Raw genomic sequence first — 19,794 nt, 5'->3', positions numbered from 1 at the left:
CCTCGATCATGCAGAGGCCATTCGGCTCACCCCGGAGAACAAAGAAATCTATGCAAGGCGGAAAGAGACCGTAGAGCGCGGTTTCGGAGATGCCAAGGAGAAGTGTGGCATGCGATGGACAACCCTTCGCGGGAAGGAAAAAATGTCCATGCAGGCGATGCTTACTTTTGCTGCCTTAAATCTGAAAAGATTGGCCTGCTGGACCTGGGAGTCACCGGAACCGGCCTGACGGCCGGTCATTCCAAGGGGGGGATGGGAAAAAACATGCGAAATATCCACGAAAATGACAAAACGGACCCAAAAAGATTTCTTTTGGGTCCGTTTTGTCTACAGTCTGAGCCATCCGGGTTTTCCGGATGGCTTTTTTTCATTCTTAAGGATTCAATGCGTTGGCGAGCCGCTCGATGTTGCGTTCCATAAGGGAGAAATAATCTTCCCCTTTTTCGATATCTTCCTGAGACAGGACGCTCAGGTTGTGGAGGACATCGGATTTAGCGCCGAGTTCATTTACAATCACTTGGGTAAGCTTTGAGGTGATGTTTTGCTCAAAGAAAATGGTGCTGACTTGCTTTTCGCGGGCGTGATCGACGATACGGGCCAATTCTTTTTGTGAAGGCTCGCTCTGCGGATTCAGGCCGGCGATTGATACCTGCTCCAAGCCGTATTCCTTGGCGATGTATCCGAATGCTGCATGGGAGACAAAGAATGTTTTGGACTTTGCGCTTTCCGCCATGTCGCGGAATTCCCCGTCCAAATCTTTGAGTTCGGCCGAGAGCTCCTTGTAACGCTGTTCAAATTCATCTTCTTTCTCGGGAAGCTCTTTCGAGAGAGCTTCCTTTACGGATAGCGCCATCCGGTCAGCCAGGACAGGGGAGAGCCAGACGTGAGGATCCACGCCGGTATGGTCGTGACCTTCGTGGCCTGTGCCTTCTTCATCGGATCCATGGTCTTCTTCATGGCCGTGGCCATGAAGAAGCTGATCATCGGAGATGTGGGCAGCTGCGGCGACCAGCCGGACGTCTTCGCCAGCCAAGGTCTTTTCCGCTTTGTTGACAAAGCCCTCCAGTCCGAGCCCGGTATAGATGAACAAATCACTTTTCGCCAGGCTGATCATGTCCTTCTGAGTCGGATCGAATGTATGGCTGTCTGCTCCCGGGGGATAAATCGAAGAGACGCTCACGGAATCTCCGCCGATCCGCTCCGTGAAATAGGCAAGCGGATACACGGTCGTCTTGACATTGACCGTGTTCTCCATCGTGTCCTCGCCTTCCTGGCCTTTGCCGGGTCTATTCTCGCTGCCGCATCCGGCCAAAACAAGCAAGGATGCGGCCAGGATAAGAATCAATCGTTTCATGTTCCACCTCTAAATCGTAATGAGTACGATTTGTATCATACCGCAATCCATGGTGGCTTGGCAACCCGTAACTTATTTTGAAGAACTTTTTTTGCCGGGCCACTTGTCCGGAACCGGATCAAATCCACCTTCGTGAAACGGATGACATTTGGAAATCCGGATGACGGTCATCAGGAACCCTTTGACGGCTCCATGCTTTTCGAACGCTTCAAGTCCATATGCGGAACAGGTGGGATGAAACCGGCAGCTTGGCGGAGTAAACGGTGAAATGGCTTTCCGGTAAAATTTAATGAGCCATATAAATAAGTGTTTCATTTTCTGCACTCCAATCGTAGGCATGTTTATTGTAGCGCGGGTTGGGGAACATGAACAGAAGAATGACTGATGACGAAATGGAGTGTTGATGCATGTCCAAAGAACTGCTTGATGAACTAAATGTCCAAGTGTCGACCTGGTCGGTGTTTTACACGAAGCTTCACAACTATCATTGGTATGTAAAAGGCCCACAGTTCTTCACCCTCCACGCAAAGTTTGAAGAGCTTTATAACGAGGCGACTCTACATATGGATGAGATCGCGGAACGGATGCTGACGCTCGGCGGGCAGCCGCTCGCAACCCTGAAGGACCACCTGGAAAACTCCGTCGTAAAAGAAGCCAGCGGAAACGAATCCGCCAATGCCATGGTCAAGCAAGTCACAGAGGACTTCGACAAGATCATGGACTCCCTCAAAAAAGGCATGGACCTTGCCGCTAAAGAAGAGGATGACATGACGGAAGACCTTCTGAACTCGATCTACCAGAGCATCGAAAAGCACCAATGGATGCTCAACGCCTTCCTCGGCGAAGAAAACAACTAATCGAAAGCAGATCAATCAGTTCCGGGATGGATTTCTTTGGAACTGATTGATTTTTTAAATGTACGATCTATCGCAGCATCCTCTGTTCGGGAAGCTTCATGACGGAAAAAGTCACCATCACCGGATTGGGATTCGAAATACCCCAGTGCAGCTGCGCATGAATCAACGTTCGAAGAACATCCTAATGGGAAAAGCTTAGCCAGGAGGATGGCCATGAAGAAAAACAAATTATATGTTTCAATTCTTCACAGACAAGTGTATCCGGGTCCAAATGTGGCGCCCTGGGAATTTGCCATAGAGGCGGACAGCCGAGTTGAGGATGCTTTCGGCAAACTGTTCAGCCAAATCAGCGAAGTGGAACTGACAAACTTTATCCGGGCCCATCTGCCTGCGATCCCTTATCATCTTGATAAGGAAAATCACCAGATTGATTTGCGCACGATGAAGCTATATGCACTGGTCCATGAATTCGGGGATGAAGAATCCAAGAAGTTCGTTGAAAGCCTCCCTTATTTCCGTTGAAGGGCCGGCACCCCGTCCGCTACACTTGTGATAGAGGAGGGGTGCCGTTGTTTACATACAAAGACCGCGCAGGCCAGCGCGTCGATCTGTTCTGGGAAAAGGATCAGGCAGGGATGGTGCCGACCCATGTCATCGTCGCAGCGTTTGATGGCTGCAGGTGGCTGATGACCGTCCATCCGGAAAGGGGCTTCGAGTGGCCGGGCGGAAAGGCAGAGCCGGGCGAGACGATTGAGCAGGCCGCTGTCAGGGAAGTGTACGAGGAGACCGGTGTCCACGCCGGCAATCTGATTTTTGTTGCAGATTATGTGGTCCATGCCGATCCTCCTTTTTGTAAAAGGGTGTTTGCCGCAGACATCTTGGCGGCCGATGAGAATTTCAAACGCCGTGAAACGGAAGGGGCGTCTTACCTTGCAGAATCCGATTGGGAAAAGTCCGCTGCCAATCTGAGCATGCATATGTCGGACGAAGGAATGGACAGGATCCGAAAGAAGGTGCTGGCTGATGAAAGACGACGGAATGATTGAATACACTAGGCCTTACCCGTCTCCCAACCCGAAGGTGCGGCTGACGGAAATCACTTACTGGTCGACAGGCTACCGGGTGAAGGGGTTGCTTGCCGAACCTAAAGCGGAAGGCGTCTATGATGGCATCATTTACTTGCGGGGCGGCATCCAGCATGTCGGGATGGTGCGGCCCTCCCGGATCGCACAGTTTGCCCAGCAGGGATTTATCGTCTTCGCTCCTTACTACCGCGGTAACCGTGGGGGTGAAGGGTTTGACGAGTTCGGTGGCGGAGACCGGTATGATGCGGTCAATGCGGTCGACGTGCTGAAACAGCATCCGAAGACGGATACCGCGAGAGTTCATCTGTTTGCGTTTTCAAGAGGTGGCATCATGGCCCTATGGACAGCGATCATGAGGGAGGATATTACGTCCGTCGTGGACTGGGCGGGTGTTTCGGACATGGTCTTTACCTACAAGGAGCGGAAAGAACTTCGTCGGATGATGAAACGCGTCATTGGAGGATCGCCGAACAACGCTCCCGAAGAATACCGGGATCGGACGGCGCTTTTTCATGTGAATGAGATCGGCGCCCCCTTTTTGCTGATACACGGACGGCAGGATGAAAATGTATCAATCGAGCAGTCCATCATGCTGGAGGAGGCATTGAGGGATGCGGGCAAGCCGGTGGAGACCTGGTACTTTGCAGAGTACAATCACTATTTCCCGCCTGCGGAATCCGCTCGCGTCACCAGGGATTTGTGCAATTGGATGAAAGGGAAAGGGAACTGATTCCCATCTCTGTAAATGAAAAAGCACCTGCGCAACAGATGCGCAGGTGCTTTTCAACTGGCCGATCAGAGGATCGGGCCGCCTTTTTCTTCAATTTCTTTTGAGACTGTGCCGAATTTCTTGAAGTTCTCGCGGAATGCTGCAGTGAGTTCCTTGGCTTTCGCATCATATGCTTCTTTGTCTGCCCATGCATTGCGCGGGTTGAGTACTTCTGAAGGGACACCTTCAATTTCAAGCGGCATGTTCAGGCCGAACACCGAGCCCTTTTCCATTTCGACGTGATCGAGTTTGCCTTCGATCGCAGCACGGACCATGGCGCGCGTATAGCTGAGTTTCATACGTTGGCCGACACCGTATTCACCGCCGGTCCATCCTGTGTTGACGAGGAAGACGTTCACTTCGTGCTCATCAATCTTTTTGCCGAGCATTTCAGCGTACACTGTCGCATGCAGCGGCAGGAACGGGGAGCCGAAGCAAGTCGAGAACGTCATTTGTGGCGTGGTGATGCCGCGTTCCGTGCCTGCCAGCTTGGATGTGAAACCGCTCAGGAAGTGGTACATGGCCTGCTCCTTCGTCAATTTCGAGATTGGAGGCAGCACGCCGAATGCATCTGCGGTCAGGAAAAGGATCGTCTTCGGATGGCCGGCAACCGATGGAATCACACTGCCCTCAATATACTCAAGCGGGTAGGCCGCGCGAGTGTTCTCGGTGAGGGAACCGTCATCGTAGTCCGGCTTGCCTTCTTCGTCGAGCACGACGTTCTCGAGAACCGATCCTTCACGGATGGCACCGTAAATCTGGGGTTCCTTTTCCTCGGAGAGGTTGATCGTTTTTGCGTAGCAACCGCCTTCGATGTTGAACACGCCTTCTTCTGACCAGCCATGTTCATCGTCACCGATCAGGCGACGGTGCGGATCAGCGGACAGAGTCGTCTTGCCTGTGCCGGAAAGGCCGAAGAAGAGGGCGACGTCGCCTTCTTCACCGACGTTGGCCGAGCAGTGCATCGACAGGATGTCTTGCTTTGGAAGCAGGTAGTTCATGATCGAGAAGATCGATTTCTTCATCTCGCCCGCATACTCAGTGCCGCCGATGAGGATGATGCCGCGCTCGATGGAGATCATGACAAACGCTTCGGAGTTCGTTCCGTCAACTTCAGGGTCCGCCTTGAAAGTCGGAGCGGAAACAATTGTGAACTGCGGCTCATGCTTTTTCAGTTCTTCTTCCGTAGGACGGATAAACAGTTGCTGGCAGAACAGGTTGTGCCAGGCGAATTCGTTCACCGCTCGGATATGAAGGCGGGAAGCAGGGTCCGCCCCTGCGAAACCGTTGAACACATAAAGTTCATTTTTGGTGCCGAGGTGATCCAGCACTTTGGCGTAGAGCTTTTCGAACACGTCAGGCTGGACCGGCTCGTTCACGCTGCCCCAATCGATGTCTTCTTTGGAAGGGGACTCTTCCACGATGAAGCGGTCTTTGGGAGAGCGGCCCGTGTATTTTCCGGTTGTGGCGCGGACGGCACCTTTATCCGTCAGAACCGCTTCGCCGCGTTCAACAGCGATCTTTGTCAGTTCCCCGACTGAAAGCTGTGTGCGGATCGAACCTCCTGCCAGAAGGTCATTCAGTTTATCGCTCAGTTTAGAAGACATCATCATCTGTACCACCCTTGTCTTGTAATCCCGCCCGGAAGCGGTTTGATTATGATGTGAATTAGTATAACACATTTTACTTATTAGTCTATACTAATCCCGTGTTTCCGTGAAATTGACCATAAACCGTCAAGATGCAACGGAGTTCCTCATTTAGTATTTGACATAAAGTGCGCGATTCATTACTATGGAAAATTGTACGGATACTCTTATCCCGAGCTGGTGGAGGGACAGGCCCTATGAAACCCGGCAACCTGCCGTTCTCCATGATGGAGGCCGAAAAGGTGCCAACCTGAAGCAAGGCGTCTGCCTTGGACGATAAGAGTGAAAGGTGTCAGCGAATCCGGGCCTTTCCTCATTAATGTGAGTGGAAGGCCCTTTTTAAATGGATTGACCATAACCTCATTAAGCCCAAAACGGCTTGGAGTTCAACCCCGCGGGGACGGACTTGACAGGGGAACGAGTACCGTAACACTTTCCGGCAACCGCCGGAGCGGAGGAGGAAAACCAATGACCAACCGTCGCCTGTTCACATCCGAGTCGGTCACCGAAGGCCACCCGGATAAAATTTGCGACCAGATATCAGATGCCATCCTGGATGCCATCATCAAAGACGACCCGAATGCCCGCGTGGCATGTGAAACGACTGTCACGACCGGCCTGGTGCTCGTAGCCGGTGAAATCACCACCACCACTTATGTAGATATTCCGAAAGTCGTCCGTGACACGATCAAAGAAGTCGGCTATACCCGCGCAAAGTATGGCTTCGACAGCGAGACCACTGCTGTCCTTACGGCAATTGACGAACAGTCACCTGACATCGCCGCGGGCGTCAATGAAGCACTTGAATCCCGGGAAGGGACGATGACCGATGACCAGTTGGAAGCGATTGGAGCGGGAGACCAGGGGCTGATGTTCGGCTTTGCCTGTGATGAAACCCCAGAACTGATGCCTCTCCCGATCAGCCTTGCACACCGGCTGTCCCGCCGGCTGACCGAAGTGCGCAAGGAAGAGATCCTGCCGTACCTTCGTCCTGACGGCAAGACACAAGTTACTGTGGAATACGATGAAAACAACCAGCCTGTCCGAGTGGATACGATCGTCATCTCCACGCAACATCATCCGGAAATCACGCTTGAGCAGATTCAGAAGGACATCCGGGAGCAGGTCATCGATGCCGTCGTTCCGGCTGAACTGATTGATGAAGAAACCAAGTTCTTCATCAACCCGACTGGACGCTTTGTGATCGGAGGTCCTCAGGGGGATGCGGGCCTTACCGGACGCAAGATCATCGTCGATACCTACGGCGGTTACGCGCGTCACGGTGGCGGTGCGTTCTCGGGCAAAGATCCGACGAAGGTCGACCGTTCCGCAGCGTATGCGGCCCGATATGTCGCGAAGAACATTGTCGCCGCCGGGCTCGCCTCCAAGTGTGAGGTCCAGCTTGCCTATGCCATCGGTGTCGCGCAGCCGGTCTCGATTGCGATCGACACATTCGGCACGGGCAAGGCAGATGAAGCCGAGTTGGTGGAGTGGGTGCGGGAACTATTCGACCTTCGCCCGGCAGGCATTATCAAGATGCTGGACCTTCGCCGTCCCATCTATCAGCAGACTGCAGCCTACGGCCATTTCGGGCGCACCGACATTGAACTCCCATGGGAGCGCACCGACAAGGCAGGCCAGCTCAAGGATAAAGCTTCCCGATAAACGGTAATCGACGCAAAAAATGAAGGGGAATCCGCATCACACATGCGGATTCCCTTTTTTGATTGCCGCATCGTTAATGACAGCCTGCACCCGGACTCATCGTCACTGACTCGACGTAAAGCAAAACAGTATTCATTTCTGCAGGCTCTTGTAATACTGGCCTTTCTCGGCATATTCCCTGACAATGCGCACCATGTCCCGGATGTCCTCGTCATTCAACTCCCGGACCACCTTAGCGGGAGATCCGAAAGCCAGTGTGTTAGGCGGGATCTTTTTGCCTTGCGGAACAAGCGAGCCGGCGCCGACAAAGGCACCTTCGCCGATTTCAGCTCCGTCAAGAATGATCGATCCCATGCCGATCAACGCGTTTTTCCGGATGGTGCAGCTATGGAGAATGACATGATGGCCGACCGTCACCTCGTCTTCGATGATGAGGGGATAGGCCGGGCTCTGGTGGAGCATGCACAAGTCCTGGATATTCACCTTACTGCCGATGCGCGTGGCATTCACATCACCGCGAATCACAGTATTAAACCAGACGGAGGAGCCGGGTCCGATTTCAACATCACCGGTCACTGTCACGTAATCTGCGAGAAAAACGGACTCGTCAATTTTCGGTTCGGTGCCGTTGAACGGATAAATCATCGGAAAAACCTCTCTTTCATCGCAACATGTAGTATCATAATCGTACTACAAAACCTGTTTCCTATGTTCCGGAAACGGGAAAAAGAAATGAAATGGCAAGATCCGGAAAGGGGGAGCCGACATGTGGAAATGGGAAGCGGACGGGCAGGCGACGGCTGCTGTCGTCCTTATGCACAGCGCATATGAACATCACGGGCGGCACGCGTGGCTAATTGAACGTTTCAGGACTGCCGGCATGCATGTCATCGCCGGGGACCTGCCAGGCCACGGAAAACGGGGCTCGGAGGTTCATGATGAAGGATTTTATGAATATCGCAGGTATGCAAAGGAGCTCATCCGCACCGGCATGGCGGAAGACTTGCCGGTATTTGTTCTGGGACACGGCCTCGGCGGGGTTCTGGCTGCGGATATGGCGCGAAATGACAACCTGGCTTGTGCCGGCCTGATCCTCACATCGCCGTGGTTCCGCCTGAAGCATTTGCCGCCAAGGATGAAAGGGCCGCTTTCGGGTCTCGGGAAAATCGCCGGCGGCATCAAGTTTAACCATCAGATCACCGATGGCATGTTGACGGGGAACCAGGATCCGGTTATGGACGATTCGGAAAACCTCTATCACCCGGTCGCAACTGCCGCATGGTTCCGCGAACTAAATACATATATCAAGGAAATCAGCGAATCCGTGCCGAAGCCGGGCTCGCCGCCGGTTCTCCTGCATGCCGCAGGGCGCGATGAACTGGCCGATCCTGATGCGATGCATGCATGGCTCACGATGAAAGGACGGGACGAATTCCAGTATAAGTATTGGAAAAACGCCCGTCATGATATTTTCCGCGAGCAAGAGCAGGAAGAAGTGTTCTTATATACCGAATCATTCATCAAGGGTGTGCTCCGTTCGCTCGGCTACCTTGTGTAACTTTTCCGAACTCCTTCCGTCTGTTCCGTCAAGGAGTGGATAAGACACGGGGAAGATGGTGGCGGCACTGTTGGCAGTTTTATTTTTTTCGGCATTCGGTACGGAATCGGCAGGCCCGCCGGAACAGGACCTGCCGGAACTGACCGTCATGCTTGGCGAGGAAGAGTACACGGCAGCACGAGGCAGCTACTGCTGGTCAGGGAACGGGGCGGCGGCATGTGCGGATGCCTCGGGCAATCCGTTTGATTATGAATCATTTTCCGGCGTCCTGTCCGCTCAGACAGGGGCAGACGCGGAACTCGTATTTTCTCAAAAGCCTCAATCGGTACGCATCAGCGTCCTGGACGAAGGCAATCCGGATTCCCGGAACTCACCGGAAAAGGTCAGGATTCCGGATGAGCCCGGCCGATATGGCTACACGGTATTTGCAGAGTGGCCCGAGGGAGATATCAGCTACTTTTTCATCGTGAAAACGGAGTGAGTGTCCCGGTTGAGAGCGGACTTTGGTGGGTATAGTAAGGGCAGACCCGAACAACCAAAGGAGGGACTCTCTTGACTGAAAACAATAGCAGGACGCCCGAACAGATGGCCAAGTCCTCTGCGGCAGCGATGAACAAAAGCCAAGAGCAACAGGAATTCATCTCCAGGAAGTCCGGCGGCTCGATGACCGGCCGGACCGGCAGCACCTATTCAGACAAAGCCCGGAAGACGGACCAGGTGGCCGCTACGGAATATACGGACGGGGGCGGATTCGACGCACGGGACAAACTGGAGACAGGTGAATAAAGACAGGCCGCGGCATTGCGCGGCCTGTCTTTTTTTGATTAGAATGGATGGATGCGAACAATGGAAGGAATGGATACATACAATGGACTTTTTCGAGCGCAAGCATACGGAGACGGGTGTGTTACTGAATGACGTACAGAAGCAGGTTGTCCTGAAAACGGACGGTCCACTGCTCGTGCTGGCGTGCCCGGGCTCGGGAAAGACAACGACGATGATCATGCGGATCGGTTATATGATAGCGGAAAAAGGAATTTCCCCGGCGCGGATCAAGCCGATCACTTTCAGCAAAGCGGCGGCAAACGATATGCGCGACCGTTTTACAAAGCTCTTCCCCGGACTGCAGCCGCCGGCATTCTCTACTATCCACAGCCTGGCGCTGGATGTCGTCCGCCGCCATCTCGACCACATGGGAATCGAGTGGGCCCTTATCGAAGGCAAGACGGATCAGGTTCCGCCGAAGCCGGTCCTCCTGAAACAGAGCTTCCGTGAAGTCACCGGGGAAGACCCGGCGGAAGATGAACTGAAGTCGATTGGGACATTCGCCAGTTTCGTGAAAAACCGGCTTATTCCCCAAGAGGAGTGGACGGGGCTGAAGGGGCCCGTCGAAAGCGCGGGAGAGATTCTCCAGAAATATGAAGCCCTCAAGCGGAGCCGCCGACGACTTCTGCTGTTGGATTTTGACGACATGCTGACCATTGCAGAAGAAGCGCTCCGGACGGATCCGGACTTGTGCATGAGGATGCAGGAACGGTTCGACTACGTAATCACTGATGAAAGTCAGGATACATCGCTTGCCCAGCACCGGATTGTCGAACATCTGGTACGCCGCCACGGCAATCTATGTGCCGTTGCCGACGATGACCAGTCCATCTATACGTGGCGCGGAGCGGACCCGCAATACCTGCTGGATTTCCGGAACCATTATCCGCAGTCCGAGATTCTCATGATGGAAACCAATTACCGGTCATCAGAAGAAATCGTGCAGACGGCCGCCGGTTTTATCAAACGGAACAAAGAGCGTTACGAAAAGGGGATGAAACCGGTAAACGGCAGTGCCGGGCCCGTTAAGCTAAAGAGATTCCACGACCGGGACGAGCAGGTGCGCTATGTCATCTACGAGCTGCTGGCGCTTGAGAACCCCGGAGAGGCGGCGGTCCTTTTCCGCAATCATTCTTCATCCACTGCTTTTGTTTCGGAACTGCATCGACGGGGCATCCCCTTTTATATGAAGGATGCTGATGACCGGTTTTTCGACCATTGGGTCGTGGAAGATCTCCTGAACTTCATGAGGCTAGCTTATTTGCCGGAGAGGAAAGACCTGTTTGCCCGGGTCGCCCTCAAGATGGATCTGTTCATCAGCCGCTCTGCGGTGGAGGCCTTTGTCAGGAGCGGTCCGGAAGGAAATGTCTTCGACGCTTTTGTGCGCTCGGCAGCCAGCCTTTCCGATGACCAGCGGCGAAAACTCGCCGCCTACCGGTCAATCTACGATGAATTGAAGGATCGGCGCCCAGCGGACGTCATCCGGACGATCCGGGAAAAACTCGGGTATGAGGCATCACTGAAAAGCCGCTCTGAAAAGTTCGGTTACCGCATCGATACGCTGACCGGCATGCTCGATACGCTCACGGTCATAGCGGCGCCGCTGCGGACGATGACCGCTTTTGCGGAAAAGCTCGCGGAACTGAAAACAGCGGTCTCGGAAGCCAAACGCCACCCTCAGGAAGGTGCGGTCACGCTGTCGACTTTTCACAGCGCCAAAGGACTTGAGTTCAGGCATGTTTTCATGGTTGACCTCAATGAAGGCACCATCCCGGCTACGGAAGACATGAAGGACCCTGTCATGATGGAAGAAGCGAGGCGGCTGTTTTATGTCGGAATGACACGGGCCAAAGAACGGCTGGAGCTGATCAATTACTCTGCCGACAACGGCAAAGACCTGACAGAGTCGCGCTTCATCAGCGAGGTCAGGGGGCTTCTTGCAATCGGCCGCCCGGTCGGAGAAAATCCCGGGACGACTCGAAGGCCAATCCGGAAACGGGCTTCAGCAATCTCACATCCAGACGCCATTTCTGACAGTGGAGTGCTCAAACCGGGACTGAAGGTCCGGCATAAGGTGTTCGGCAATGGAGAAGTGGAGGAAGTCCGCGGGGAGCGGATCCTTATCAGATTCGCGAAGCAGCAGAAAGAGCTGGACCTCACCATGTGCATCAGCAGAGGGCTGCTTGAAAGGAGCTGAACCGGATGAAGGAATGGATGGCCGTCGGACTAGGCGGCATGGCCGGGGCCGTTTCAAGAACGGCCCTTTCACAGATGGTAGGACATAACGGCTTTCCGATCGGAACCCTTATCGTGAACCTGTCGGGGGCTTTTCTCCTGTGCGCGCTCATTTCGGCCGCTCCTTTCCGGAAGCCATGGAAAGCAGCCATACAGACCGGGTTTCTCGGAGCGTTCACAACATTTTCTGCGCTCAGTGCGGAACTGGGAGGCATGCTGGCCGGCGGGAGATGGGGGACCGCGTTTCTTTATGCCATTTTGTCGATCGGGGGCGGTCTGGTTGCGGGTATCGCCGGTATGCGCTTCGGATCAAGGGGAGGAAAGCCATGACTCTGATCGGATGGTTATCCGTTGCTGCCGGCGGAATGGTCGGATCGGTCCTCCGGTACCTGATCAGTGCTAAGCTGAACCGTCAAGGCGGGTTTCCCGCCGGCACGTTCGCGGTCAATGTGGCCGGTGCGTTTCTGGCAGGCGTTTTCTCTGGCCTGGCTGCAGGCAGTCCGATGCACGGCTTTGTTGTTTACGGCATGTTGGGTGCCCTGACCACTTTCTCCACATGGAATGCTGAAATCCTGATGATGTGGCAGGATGGGAGGCGCACCGCTGCTGTCCTGTATGCAGGGTCGACATTGCTTCTGGGCATCATTTCCTACATGATTCCTTTTATATATGTAAGTTCGTGAATAGCCAATGATCATCCGTAAACGGTTTCCGCCAGGGCCCGGAAGGAGAGTTGCAGGATGGCCAAGAATGTAACGTCAAGCATGTGGAAAAGTCCGGCGGGAGCCGCTGCCTTGCTTTTGCTGATCACCATCATTTATTTTATTGTTGCTGAGTTTCCGGAAGAAGACACCAAGAAGGGAACCGAGGGCAGGATTCAGGTGGATGCCCCTGCGGAGGGGCTGATTCCTGTGGAACTCATCCGGACCATCGATGGTGATACTATCAAGATCCGCTATCAGGGGAAAGAACAGAATGTCAGGTATTTGCTCATCGATACACCCGAGACCAATCATCCCCGTCTCGGAAAGCAGCCATTCGGCGACCAGGCAAAGGAAAGGAACCGGGAGCTGCTCTCAAATGGCGAGGTTGCTGTCGAATTTGATATTGGACAGCGCACCGATAAGTATGGCCGTCTTCTTGCCTACGTCTACGTAAGCGGGGAAAACGTACAGGAAAAGCTTCTTGAAGAGGGGCTCGCCCGGGTCGGTTACGTCTATCCTCCGAGTACCCGGCACCTTGACCGTTTTGAACAGGCAGAAAAACGGGCAAAGGATAAGGGAATCGGAATTTGGTCGATCGCAGACTATGCGACCGATCGGGGATTTGATTCGGAAAAAGCGGAGCACGCATGGCCGTTTGCAAACTGCAGGGAACTGCGGGCAGTGTATCCCCAAGGCGTGAAAAGGGGGCATCCGGCCTATTTGGAACGGCTCGATGGAGACCGTGATGGGATGGCCTGCGAGGCTTCATAGGAGGGTCGGATAGATGGGACTGGACGAACCTTGGAAAGGGCAAATTGAGTCCGCTGCTGACAAAAACAGATTTAAGTATCATCAGATTGTTGCAGGACCTGAATCCGCGGAAAATGCGGAGGTCACACTGATCGGTTTCTGCTGTGATGAAGGCGTGCGCAGAAATAACGGCCGCCCTGGGGCGGCCAAGGCACCGGATGCAATCCGGTCGGCTCTGGCACCGATGCCCTGGCATGGGGAAGAAGCATCGTTATGCGATTACGGCAATGTCTCATGCCGTGACAGTCAACTGGAAGAGGCACAGGACGAACTAGCGGAAAAAGTGTCGGAGGCCTATGGCCAAGGTTCCAGCGTAGTGATTCTCGGTGGCGGGCATGAAACCCTTTATGGCCATTATCTCGGGCTGAGGCTCCATCTCGGGCCGGAAGCTAGCATCGGCATCCTCAACATCGATGCACATTTTGATTTGCGACCGCATGACGGAGAAGCCTCATCCGGCACGATGTTCCGCCAAATACTGGAGGAAGACCAGAATGCCGGTTACTTCATCATCGGCATACAGCGTTTCGGCAATTTGCGATTCCTGTTCGAGACAGCCGGAGAGTTTGATGTGGATTACTTGCCGGAAGAAACGGTCAGGCAGTCGGATCCCACCCAGTTGTCCAAAAGAATCCAGTCCTTTATCGGCCGGTATGATACGGTGATTGTGACACTTTGCATGGATGTGTTGGATATGGCGTCTGCACCCGGCGTCAGTGCGCCTTCACCGTTCGGCCTGGACCCGGCAACCGTCAGGACGGTCATCCGCGCCGCCTGCAGCCATCCGGCTGTCCGGTCATTCGATATTTCGGAAATCAATCCGGACGTGGATGAGGGCGGCAGGACAGTCCGCCTTGGAGCGGCACTGACCAATGAAGCCATCCTCTCGTTCCTCGGAAAAGCCCCTGAAATCTAAATAACCGGACCGGAAAACGCAATGGTTTTCCGGTCCGGATTCTTTATTAGGATGTCCGGCTGTTGCCCGCCCCGAACCGTGCGGTGTAGTCGGTCACTTCACGGAGGGCGCGTTCTTCCGCGGGAATCCGCACCGATAGCATCCAGGCATTCAGTGCCATGAAAACGATCGTGGTGAAGTATGCCTGGAAGATAAGCGGCAAGACGAGCAGTTCGGTTGTGACAATTACGTAGTTTGGATGCCGGAGCCATTTGTACGGCCCGCGCTTCACGACGCTGGCACCCGGCAGGATGATGATTTTTGTGTTCCAGAACTCGCCGAGCGACGCCAGGCACCAAACCCGCAATACTTGCATCGCGAGGAAAACGGCGAGGAGTACCGGCCAGATCGGTGACAGGGGACGGTCTGTCAGAAGCACTTCCGCAATCAAGGAAATGAAGAAACCTATATGCATGGCGACCATGTATGGATAATGGGAAGCCCCTGCCTCGAACGCGCCGCGGCTTTTCAGTTTCTGTTCATTGCGCTTCGCTACGCGTAGTTCGACGAGTCGTTGGATGATGACCAGTCCGATAAGAATCCAAAACAACATCACGATGCCTCCTTATTGCCATTCCAGGAGAAGCAACTCACCCGAAAACCCCGGCCCGAGAGCCGCCATAAGCCCAAGATCGCCGGCTTGCGGATGCTGTTTCATAAACTGCTCCAGCACGAACAGCACCGTCGGGGATGACATGTTGCCATATTTCCGGAGCACTTGCCTGGAAATCTCCGTCATGCCGGATTCGAATCCGAGTGCCTCTTCATAGGCCCGCAACACTTTTTTGCCTCCGGGATGAGCGACGAAATGCCGGATGTCGGTTTGTGAAAGTCCCTGGTTTTCGAGGAACTCATGGACAAACGGCCCGAGCCATTCCTTGATGATGGACGGAATACTTTTTGAGAAGATCACATGCAGGCCGGCATTATCCACGTCCCAGCCCATGACGTCTTCGGAGTCGGGCATCAGTTTTGAAAGCGTAGATCTGATGGACGGCACCGTTCCCTTTGCCCGATGGGACACATCGTCCCCTGAAATGACTGCACAGGCCAATCCGTCAGCGAACAGGGAAGCCCCGACCAGATTGCTTTTCGTATAATCTTCCGCCTGGAAAGTCAGGCTGCATAACTCAACGCAGAGTACGAGCACTCGGTGGTCCGGATGGGCGAGGCAATAGTCGTACGCCCGGCTCATCCCGGAGGCTCCCCCCGCACAGCCGAGCCCCCAGACAGGGATTCGCTTGACGTCATCCCGGAAAGGGAGGAGGTTCATGATGCGCGCTTCGATGCTGGGCGTCGAGATGCCGCTGCTCGATATGTAGAAAATCGCATCAATCTCTTCGTAACCGATTTCCTCTCTTAGCATCCCGCGATTTTGCAGACAGCCTTCGATCGCCCCGGAACCTAGGCGTACGGCGTGTTCAATGTACAGATTGTTGCGTTCTCCGAACGGGTGGGCCTTTCCGTACCATTCGAGCGGCATGGCAAGATAGCGGGTGTCGATATCACCGTTATCGAATACACGGAGCAGCCGTTCGATGTCCCTGAACTTGCCGCTGAACAGCTGTTTTGTCAGGCCGGCTGCATCCCTCTGGCCAATTTCATATTCGGGAGTGAGTGTATAGACCGATTCAATGACTGGCATTCTGTTTCCTCCTCGGTTCATCTTCCAATCCTATACCCTTGTCCTCCCAAGATATGCGGCAGGGATGCAGGCTATCAGTCCAACAGAATGGGTTCTTTAAATTCCTTTTTCTTCTCGAATGCGACGAGAAAAGGGGGATGGCCTTTCTGATTGACCAGCTCATAGCGTGCCACGTCGACATCGGCTTCCGGCAGACGGGAGGCATAGGCAAGAAGGGCGTCGCGCTCCCGGTCGCCGCCTTCATGGCCGTCATATACGCAAACCGTGATCAGGCCGCCTTTTTTCAGCAAGCCGAGAACATTGTGGACGGCACTGACCGTCGTGTCCGGTTGGGTGATCACTGAGCGGTCTCCCACATTCGGAAGAAACCCGAGATTGAACATCGCACCGCCGACGGGACCTTCCGTGTAGTCCGCCACCCGGTCATGGCTGTCCAAAATCAGATCCGCACGTCCTGCCAGGGCCCCGAGGCGAATACGTGTCGAGTCGAGCGCCTCCTGCTGGATATCGAAAGCAAGCACATGTCCCCCGGGTCCGGCCAGCTCCGCCAGGAAGAGGGTGTCATGACCGTTTCCGGCAGTGGCATCTACGACTGTCTCACCGGGCCGGACAGTCTGTTCCATCAGTTTCCTTGCCTGGGCAAGTACTCGTCCCAATTGCATGTTGAATCCACTCCTTAAAGACTAGGGTTCCACTATCGTATCACCGTACCCGCAGGCGCTCCATTGCAAAGTGAGTTGAAAATGTTCGGACTTAAAGCGTTCGTATTGAAATGGCGACGCGACGGGAATACAATCATTTAGATGAATTTGAATAAACAGGGGGTGGGGACATGCCAAGAAGCGTCTGGCTGCTCGTTATCGGAATGTTCGTCAACACGGTCGGAAACTCGTTTATCTGGCCACTCAACACGATCTATATGCACGACCATCTCGGGAAGTCGTTGTCTGTCGCCGGGCTTGTCCTCATGGCCAACTCTGCTGCGGGCATCGTCGGCAATATGCTGGGGGGCTTTCTGTTCGACCGGATCGGTGGATATCGGTCTGTCCTTTCCGGTATCCTGATCTCGCTTGTGGCACTGGTCGGTCTCGTCTTTTATCACGGCTGGCCGCATTATGTCTGGCTGCTTGCGCTGCTCGGCTTCGGGGGCGGCATCGTCTTCCCAAGCATGTATGCTATGGTCGGGACGGCTTGGCCCGAGGGCGGCCGGAAGGCATTTAACTCCATCTATCTTGCAAACAATGCGGGCGTCGCCATCGGGCCGGCACTGGCAGGCTTTGTCGCTTCCTACAATATCGACTACATTTTCCTGGCCAACACGGTCATGTATGTGCTCTTTTTGCTGATTGCGGCATTTGCGTACAGGGGCTTCAAAATCGACCCTGCGACACACACATCCGTCATCAAGGAAAAGCGGACAATCAGGGAAAAGGCGCCGCTCTATTCCCTGACAATCATGCTGTCCGGATTTTTCCTGACATGGCTTGTCTACTCCCAATGGACGACGACACTCTCCACGCATGCAATTGACCTGGGCATCTCGCTTGGTGAGTACAGCTTGCTTTGGACGATCAACGGTGCGCTCATCGTTCTCGGCCAACCGCTGATCCGGCCGGTCATCAAGCGGTTCGAGGATCGGCTGAAAATTCAGATGCTCATCGGCATCGTCATTTTCACATCCTCATTTGTCGTGGTCGGCTTCGCTGAGTCCTTTGCCATGTTCGTGACATCTATGGTCATTCTGACATTCGGCGAAATGTTTGTCTGGCCGGTTATCCCGACCATCGCCAACTCACTGGCACCGCCGGGGCGTGAAGGTTTTTATCAGGGAATCGTGAACAGTGTCTCGACGGGCGGCCGCATGGTCGGACCGGTCGTCGGCGGTGTGCTTGTCGATCTGTACGGCACACAGGTCATGCTGATCATCCTGACTTCCATCCTCAGCTTCGCCATCCTGACGAGTTTGTTATATGATGTACCCCTCAAAAGGGAGGCAGTCCGGCAATCGGCTGCCCATCGTCCATAATGACGTTTTAGCCCGACAGCATACTGTTGTCGGGCTTTTGAATTGTACCACCCTACCGTTTTCCTCCTAAACATCCTGATTCGATTGCAACATTGGCAGTGTTCTGATTAAATGAAATTAGAAACGCTTTCATTTAAGAGGACGGAGGGGGATTACATGAAACAGATCTATGATCAGGCAGCCGAAGCTGTCGCGGATATCAAGGACGGAGCAACGCTCATGGTCGGCGGGTTCGGCCTGGTCGGAATTCCGGAACAGCTGATCCTTGCGCTTGCCGACAGCGGGGTCAAGGAACTGACCATCATTTCAAACAACTGCGGAATCGATGACTGGGGTCTTGGCCTGCTGCTGAACAACCGGCAGATCAAGAAGATGATCGGTTCCTATGTGGGGGAAAACAAAGAATTCGAGCGCCAGGTGCTCAGCGGTGAACTCGAAGTGGAACTGACGCCACAGGGAACGCTGGCAGAAAAAATCCGTGCGGGCGGAGCAGGCATTCCTGCATTCTTCACGCCAGCGGGGGTCGGCACGCCGATCGCGGAAGGGAAAGAAATCCGGTGCTTCAACGGCAAAGACTATGTTCTTGAAGAATCGCTGACTGCCGACTTCGCACTTGTACGGGCGGCCAAGGCAGATAAGATCGGCAACCTGGTCTACAACAAGACTGCGCAGAACTTCAACCCGATGATGGCTGCAGCCGGCAAAGTGACAATCGCCGAGGCGGAAGAAATTGTGGATGTGGGAGAACTGGACCCGGCAACTATCCATACGCCGAGCATTTATGTGCAGCGGCTGATTCAGGCGGAGCAGGAAAAACGCATCGAGCGGCTTACAACCCGCTGACGGAAAGGGGAGAGCGTGAATGGATAAAGCAAAGATGAGGGAACGCATCGCACGGCGCGCAGAAAAAGAGATTCATGACGGGGACTACGTCAATCTCGGAATCGGCATGCCGACGCTCGTGGCGAACTATATCTCTGACGATAAGACGGTTATCCTCCAGTCCGAAAACGGACTGCTCGGAATCGGGCCATACCCGGAAAAAGACAAAGTCGACCCGGATCTCATCAACGCCGGCAAAGAGACCGTGACGGCGATTGATGGCGCGGCTTACTTCGACAGCGCGGAGTCGTTTGCGATGATCCGTGGAGGCCACGTGGACGTCGCCATCCTGGGAGGAATGGAAGTTTCTGAAAATGGGGACCTGGCGAACTGGATGATTCCAGGGAAGATGATCAAAGGAATGGGCGGCGCGATGGACTTGGTCCATGGTGCCCAAAAAATCATTGTCATCATGGAGCATGCCGCAAAGGACGGCTCTCCGAAGATCAAGAAAGAATGCTCGCTGCCACTGACAGGCAAGGAAGTCGTCGACATGGTCATCACCGAGAAGTGCGTAATCGAGGTGACACCGGACGGCCTGAAGCTGAAGGAAGTATTTGAAGGCTTCACGGTCGACGATGTCCTCGCTTCCACCGAAGCGGAACTGGATGTCAGCGAGGTAAATCAGAACGCCTGATACAGGGCCGGGAAAAGAGGAAAAACAAGTTACCGGTAGAGATGCAGGAAGCAGTCGGCCAAGTCCTGTCAGAGAAAGAAGAAATGACGGAATTGCACGTGATTGCATGGATAGCGGGCGGCCATGATCCCTGCTATC

General features: G+C 54.2%; 24 protein-coding genes and 1 riboswitch. Of the genes, 17 read left to right on the top strand and 7 right to left on the bottom strand.

Features of this window, described 5'->3' with window-relative positions; translation table 11 throughout:
* A partial coding sequence (locus BLT01_RS10865; protein WP_143020590.1) for a transposase occupies positions 1–229 on the top strand: 229 nt, incomplete at its 5' end.
* A 144-nt stretch (positions 230–373) separates the two neighbouring features.
* Here the strand turns inward: BLT01_RS10865 and BLT01_RS10860 are convergent.
* On the bottom strand, positions 374–1,354 hold the full coding sequence (locus BLT01_RS10860) for a metal ABC transporter solute-binding protein, Zn/Mn family (protein ID WP_092097712.1): 981 nt from the start codon (positions 1,352–1,354) through the stop codon (positions 374–376).
* 72 nt (positions 1,355–1,426) lie between these two features.
* Positions 1,427–1,669 carry a membrane protein insertion efficiency factor YidD gene (gene yidD / locus BLT01_RS10855; RefSeq protein WP_092097711.1) on the bottom strand — a complete coding sequence of 81 codons (243 nt, stop codon included), beginning with the start codon at positions 1,667–1,669 and terminating at the stop codon, positions 1,427–1,429.
* Between the two features lie 92 nt (positions 1,670–1,761).
* Here yidD and BLT01_RS10850 point away from each other — a divergent pair, with 92 nt between their 5' ends.
* The 4 genes from BLT01_RS10850 to BLT01_RS10835 all read left to right on the top strand — a co-directional run bounded on the left by BLT01_RS10850 (position 1,762) and on the right by BLT01_RS10835 (position 4,026).
* Positions 1,762–2,211 (top strand): Dps family protein, encoded by a 450-nt coding sequence (locus BLT01_RS10850; protein ID WP_092097710.1) that lies wholly within the window; start codon positions 1,762–1,764, stop codon positions 2,209–2,211.
* 213 nt (positions 2,212–2,424) lie between these two features.
* Positions 2,425–2,733: a transposase gene (locus BLT01_RS10845; protein WP_092097709.1), complete on the top strand. Its 309-nt coding sequence runs from the start codon at positions 2,425–2,427 to the stop codon at positions 2,731–2,733.
* Positions 2,734–2,780: 47 nt separating this feature from the next.
* Positions 2,781–3,257, top strand: coding sequence for an NUDIX domain-containing protein (locus tag BLT01_RS10840; protein ID WP_092097708.1), 477 nt, complete (start codon positions 2,781–2,783; stop codon positions 3,255–3,257).
* On the top strand, positions 3,235–4,026 hold the full coding sequence (locus tag BLT01_RS10835) for an alpha/beta hydrolase family protein (RefSeq protein ID WP_092097707.1): 792 nt from the start codon (positions 3,235–3,237) through the stop codon (positions 4,024–4,026). The genes BLT01_RS10840 and BLT01_RS10835 overlap by 23 nt, the downstream gene beginning before the upstream one ends.
* A 65-nt stretch (positions 4,027–4,091) precedes the next feature.
* On the opposite strand, the gene pckA is transcribed toward BLT01_RS10835, so the two are convergent.
* Positions 4,092–5,675, bottom strand: a complete 1,584-nt coding sequence (gene pckA / locus BLT01_RS10830; RefSeq protein ID WP_092097717.1) for a phosphoenolpyruvate carboxykinase (ATP) — start codon at positions 5,673–5,675, stop codon at positions 4,092–4,094.
* Between the two features lie 203 nt (positions 5,676–5,878).
* Positions 5,879–5,997: riboswitch (SAM riboswitch) on the top strand.
* A gap of 185 nt (positions 5,998–6,182) precedes the next feature.
* Between pckA and metK the strand changes: the two genes are divergently transcribed.
* Entirely contained in the window at positions 6,183–7,379 is a 1,197-nt protein-coding gene (metK, locus tag BLT01_RS10825; protein WP_092097706.1) for a methionine adenosyltransferase, read from the top strand.
* 132 nt (positions 7,380–7,511) lie between these two features.
* On the opposite strand, the gene BLT01_RS10820 is transcribed toward metK, so the two are convergent.
* On the bottom strand, positions 7,512–8,024 hold the full coding sequence (locus BLT01_RS10820; RefSeq protein ID WP_092097705.1) for a gamma carbonic anhydrase: 513 nt from the start codon (positions 8,022–8,024) through the stop codon (positions 7,512–7,514).
* Between the two features lie 121 nt (positions 8,025–8,145).
* On the opposite strand from BLT01_RS10820, the gene BLT01_RS10815 reads away from it, so the two are divergent.
* The 8 genes from BLT01_RS10815 to hutG all read left to right on the top strand — a co-directional run bounded on the left by BLT01_RS10815 (position 8,146) and on the right by hutG (position 14,427).
* Positions 8,146–8,937 (top strand): alpha/beta hydrolase, encoded by a 792-nt coding sequence (locus BLT01_RS10815; RefSeq protein ID WP_092097704.1) that lies wholly within the window; start codon positions 8,146–8,148, stop codon positions 8,935–8,937.
* Between the two features lie 70 nt (positions 8,938–9,007).
* On the top strand, positions 9,008–9,418 hold the full coding sequence (locus BLT01_RS10810) for a hypothetical protein (RefSeq protein WP_125904192.1): 411 nt from the start codon (positions 9,008–9,010) through the stop codon (positions 9,416–9,418).
* Between the two features lie 71 nt (positions 9,419–9,489).
* Positions 9,490–9,723 carry a hypothetical protein gene (locus tag BLT01_RS10805; protein WP_092097702.1) on the top strand — a complete coding sequence of 78 codons (234 nt, stop codon included), beginning with the start codon at positions 9,490–9,492 and terminating at the stop codon, positions 9,721–9,723.
* An 82-nt stretch (positions 9,724–9,805) separates the two neighbouring features.
* A complete protein-coding gene (locus BLT01_RS10800; protein ID WP_092097701.1) occupies positions 9,806–11,959 on the top strand; it encodes an ATP-dependent helicase in 2,154 nt (717 codons plus the stop codon).
* Positions 11,960–11,964: 5 nt separating this feature from the next.
* On the top strand, positions 11,965–12,327 hold the full coding sequence (locus BLT01_RS10795) for a fluoride efflux transporter FluC (protein WP_092097700.1): 363 nt from the start codon (positions 11,965–11,967) through the stop codon (positions 12,325–12,327).
* On the top strand, positions 12,324–12,680 hold the full coding sequence (locus BLT01_RS10790) for a fluoride efflux transporter FluC (RefSeq protein ID WP_176765123.1): 357 nt from the start codon (positions 12,324–12,326) through the stop codon (positions 12,678–12,680). The genes BLT01_RS10795 and BLT01_RS10790 overlap by 4 nt, the downstream gene beginning before the upstream one ends.
* A 57-nt stretch (positions 12,681–12,737) precedes the next feature.
* Positions 12,738–13,472, top strand: a complete 735-nt coding sequence (locus tag BLT01_RS10785) for a thermonuclease family protein (protein ID WP_092097698.1) — start codon at positions 12,738–12,740, stop codon at positions 13,470–13,472.
* 13 nt (positions 13,473–13,485) lie between these two features.
* Positions 13,486–14,427, top strand: coding sequence for a formimidoylglutamase (hutG, locus tag BLT01_RS10780; RefSeq protein ID WP_092097697.1), 942 nt, complete (start codon positions 13,486–13,488; stop codon positions 14,425–14,427).
* 46 nt (positions 14,428–14,473) lie between these two features.
* Here the strand turns inward: hutG and BLT01_RS10775 are convergent, their stop codons facing one another.
* The 3 genes from BLT01_RS10775 to BLT01_RS10765 form a co-directional block, all read right to left on the bottom strand.
* Entirely contained in the window at positions 14,474–15,019 is a 546-nt protein-coding gene (locus tag BLT01_RS10775) for an isoprenylcysteine carboxyl methyltransferase family protein (RefSeq protein ID WP_092097696.1), read from the bottom strand.
* 12 nt (positions 15,020–15,031) lie between these two features.
* On the bottom strand, positions 15,032–16,111 hold the full coding sequence (locus tag BLT01_RS10770; protein ID WP_092097695.1) for a type III polyketide synthase: 1,080 nt from the start codon (positions 16,109–16,111) through the stop codon (positions 15,032–15,034).
* 74 nt (positions 16,112–16,185) lie between these two features.
* The gene (locus tag BLT01_RS10765; RefSeq protein ID WP_092097694.1) at positions 16,186–16,773 is read right to left on the bottom strand and encodes a class I SAM-dependent methyltransferase; all 588 of its coding nucleotides are present in this window, start codon (positions 16,771–16,773) and stop codon (positions 16,186–16,188) included.
* A gap of 170 nt (positions 16,774–16,943) precedes the next feature.
* Here BLT01_RS10765 and BLT01_RS10760 point away from each other — a divergent pair, with 170 nt between their 5' ends.
* From BLT01_RS10760 to BLT01_RS10750, 3 genes are all read left to right on the top strand, one after another.
* The gene (locus BLT01_RS10760; protein ID WP_092097693.1) at positions 16,944–18,137 is read left to right on the top strand and encodes an MDR family MFS transporter; all 1,194 of its coding nucleotides are present in this window, start codon (positions 16,944–16,946) and stop codon (positions 18,135–18,137) included.
* A gap of 156 nt (positions 18,138–18,293) precedes the next feature.
* The gene (locus BLT01_RS10755; protein ID WP_092097692.1) at positions 18,294–18,980 is read left to right on the top strand and encodes a CoA transferase subunit A; all 687 of its coding nucleotides are present in this window, start codon (positions 18,294–18,296) and stop codon (positions 18,978–18,980) included.
* 19 nt (positions 18,981–18,999) lie between these two features.
* Positions 19,000–19,656: a CoA transferase subunit B gene (locus tag BLT01_RS10750; protein ID WP_092097691.1), complete on the top strand. Its 657-nt coding sequence runs from the start codon at positions 19,000–19,002 to the stop codon at positions 19,654–19,656.
* Positions 19,657–19,794: the final 138 nt, after the last annotated feature.

The sequence above is a fragment of the Bhargavaea beijingensis genome (genome assembly GCF_900101985.1).
GTDB classification, from domain to species: Bacteria; Bacillota; Bacilli; order Bacillales_A; family Planococcaceae; genus Bhargavaea; species Bhargavaea beijingensis.
The sequence above is the reverse complement of the archived record's forward strand: the minus strand, read 5'-3'. Positions and strand labels throughout refer to the sequence as shown.

Bases quoted from the DNA above. Each gene is read 5' to 3' on its own strand.
- BLT01_RS10750 (WP_092097691.1), top strand. From the start codon at position 19,000: ATGGATAAAGCAAAGATGAGGGAACGCATCGCACGGCGCGCAGAAAAA.
- BLT01_RS10775 (WP_092097696.1), bottom strand. From the start codon at position 15,019: ATGTTGTTTTGGATTCTTATCGGACTGGTCATCATCCAACGACTCGTC.
- yidD (WP_092097711.1), bottom strand. From the start codon at position 1,669: ATGAAACACTTATTTATATGGCTCATTAAATTTTACCGGAAAGCCATT.
- BLT01_RS10850 (WP_092097710.1), top strand. From the start codon at position 1,762: ATGTCCAAAGAACTGCTTGATGAACTAAATGTCCAAGTGTCGACCTGG.
- metK (WP_092097706.1), top strand. From the start codon at position 6,183: ATGACCAACCGTCGCCTGTTCACATCCGAGTCGGTCACCGAAGGCCAC.
- BLT01_RS10790 (WP_176765123.1), top strand. From the start codon at position 12,324: ATGACTCTGATCGGATGGTTATCCGTTGCTGCCGGCGGAATGGTCGGA.
- BLT01_RS10815 (WP_092097704.1), top strand. From the start codon at position 8,146: ATGTGGAAATGGGAAGCGGACGGGCAGGCGACGGCTGCTGTCGTCCTT.
- BLT01_RS10860 (WP_092097712.1), bottom strand. From the start codon at position 1,354: ATGAAACGATTGATTCTTATCCTGGCCGCATCCTTGCTTGTTTTGGCC.
- BLT01_RS10765 (WP_092097694.1), bottom strand. From the start codon at position 16,773: ATGCAATTGGGACGAGTACTTGCCCAGGCAAGGAAACTGATGGAACAG.
- BLT01_RS10800 (WP_092097701.1), top strand. From the start codon at position 9,806: ATGGACTTTTTCGAGCGCAAGCATACGGAGACGGGTGTGTTACTGAAT.
- hutG (WP_092097697.1), top strand. From the start codon at position 13,486: ATGGGACTGGACGAACCTTGGAAAGGGCAAATTGAGTCCGCTGCTGAC.
- BLT01_RS10795 (WP_092097700.1), top strand. From the start codon at position 11,965: ATGAAGGAATGGATGGCCGTCGGACTAGGCGGCATGGCCGGGGCCGTT.
- BLT01_RS10770 (WP_092097695.1), bottom strand. From the start codon at position 16,111: ATGCCAGTCATTGAATCGGTCTATACACTCACTCCCGAATATGAAATT.
- BLT01_RS10755 (WP_092097692.1), top strand. From the start codon at position 18,294: ATGAAACAGATCTATGATCAGGCAGCCGAAGCTGTCGCGGATATCAAG.
- BLT01_RS10820 (WP_092097705.1), bottom strand. From the start codon at position 8,024: ATGATTTATCCGTTCAACGGCACCGAACCGAAAATTGACGAGTCCGTT.
- pckA (WP_092097717.1), bottom strand. From the start codon at position 5,675: ATGATGTCTTCTAAACTGAGCGATAAACTGAATGACCTTCTGGCAGGA.
- BLT01_RS10835 (WP_092097707.1), top strand. From the start codon at position 3,235: ATGAAAGACGACGGAATGATTGAATACACTAGGCCTTACCCGTCTCCC.
- BLT01_RS10785 (WP_092097698.1), top strand. From the start codon at position 12,738: ATGGCCAAGAATGTAACGTCAAGCATGTGGAAAAGTCCGGCGGGAGCC.
- BLT01_RS10760 (WP_092097693.1), top strand. From the start codon at position 16,944: ATGCCAAGAAGCGTCTGGCTGCTCGTTATCGGAATGTTCGTCAACACG.
- BLT01_RS10845 (WP_092097709.1), top strand. From the start codon at position 2,425: ATGAAGAAAAACAAATTATATGTTTCAATTCTTCACAGACAAGTGTAT.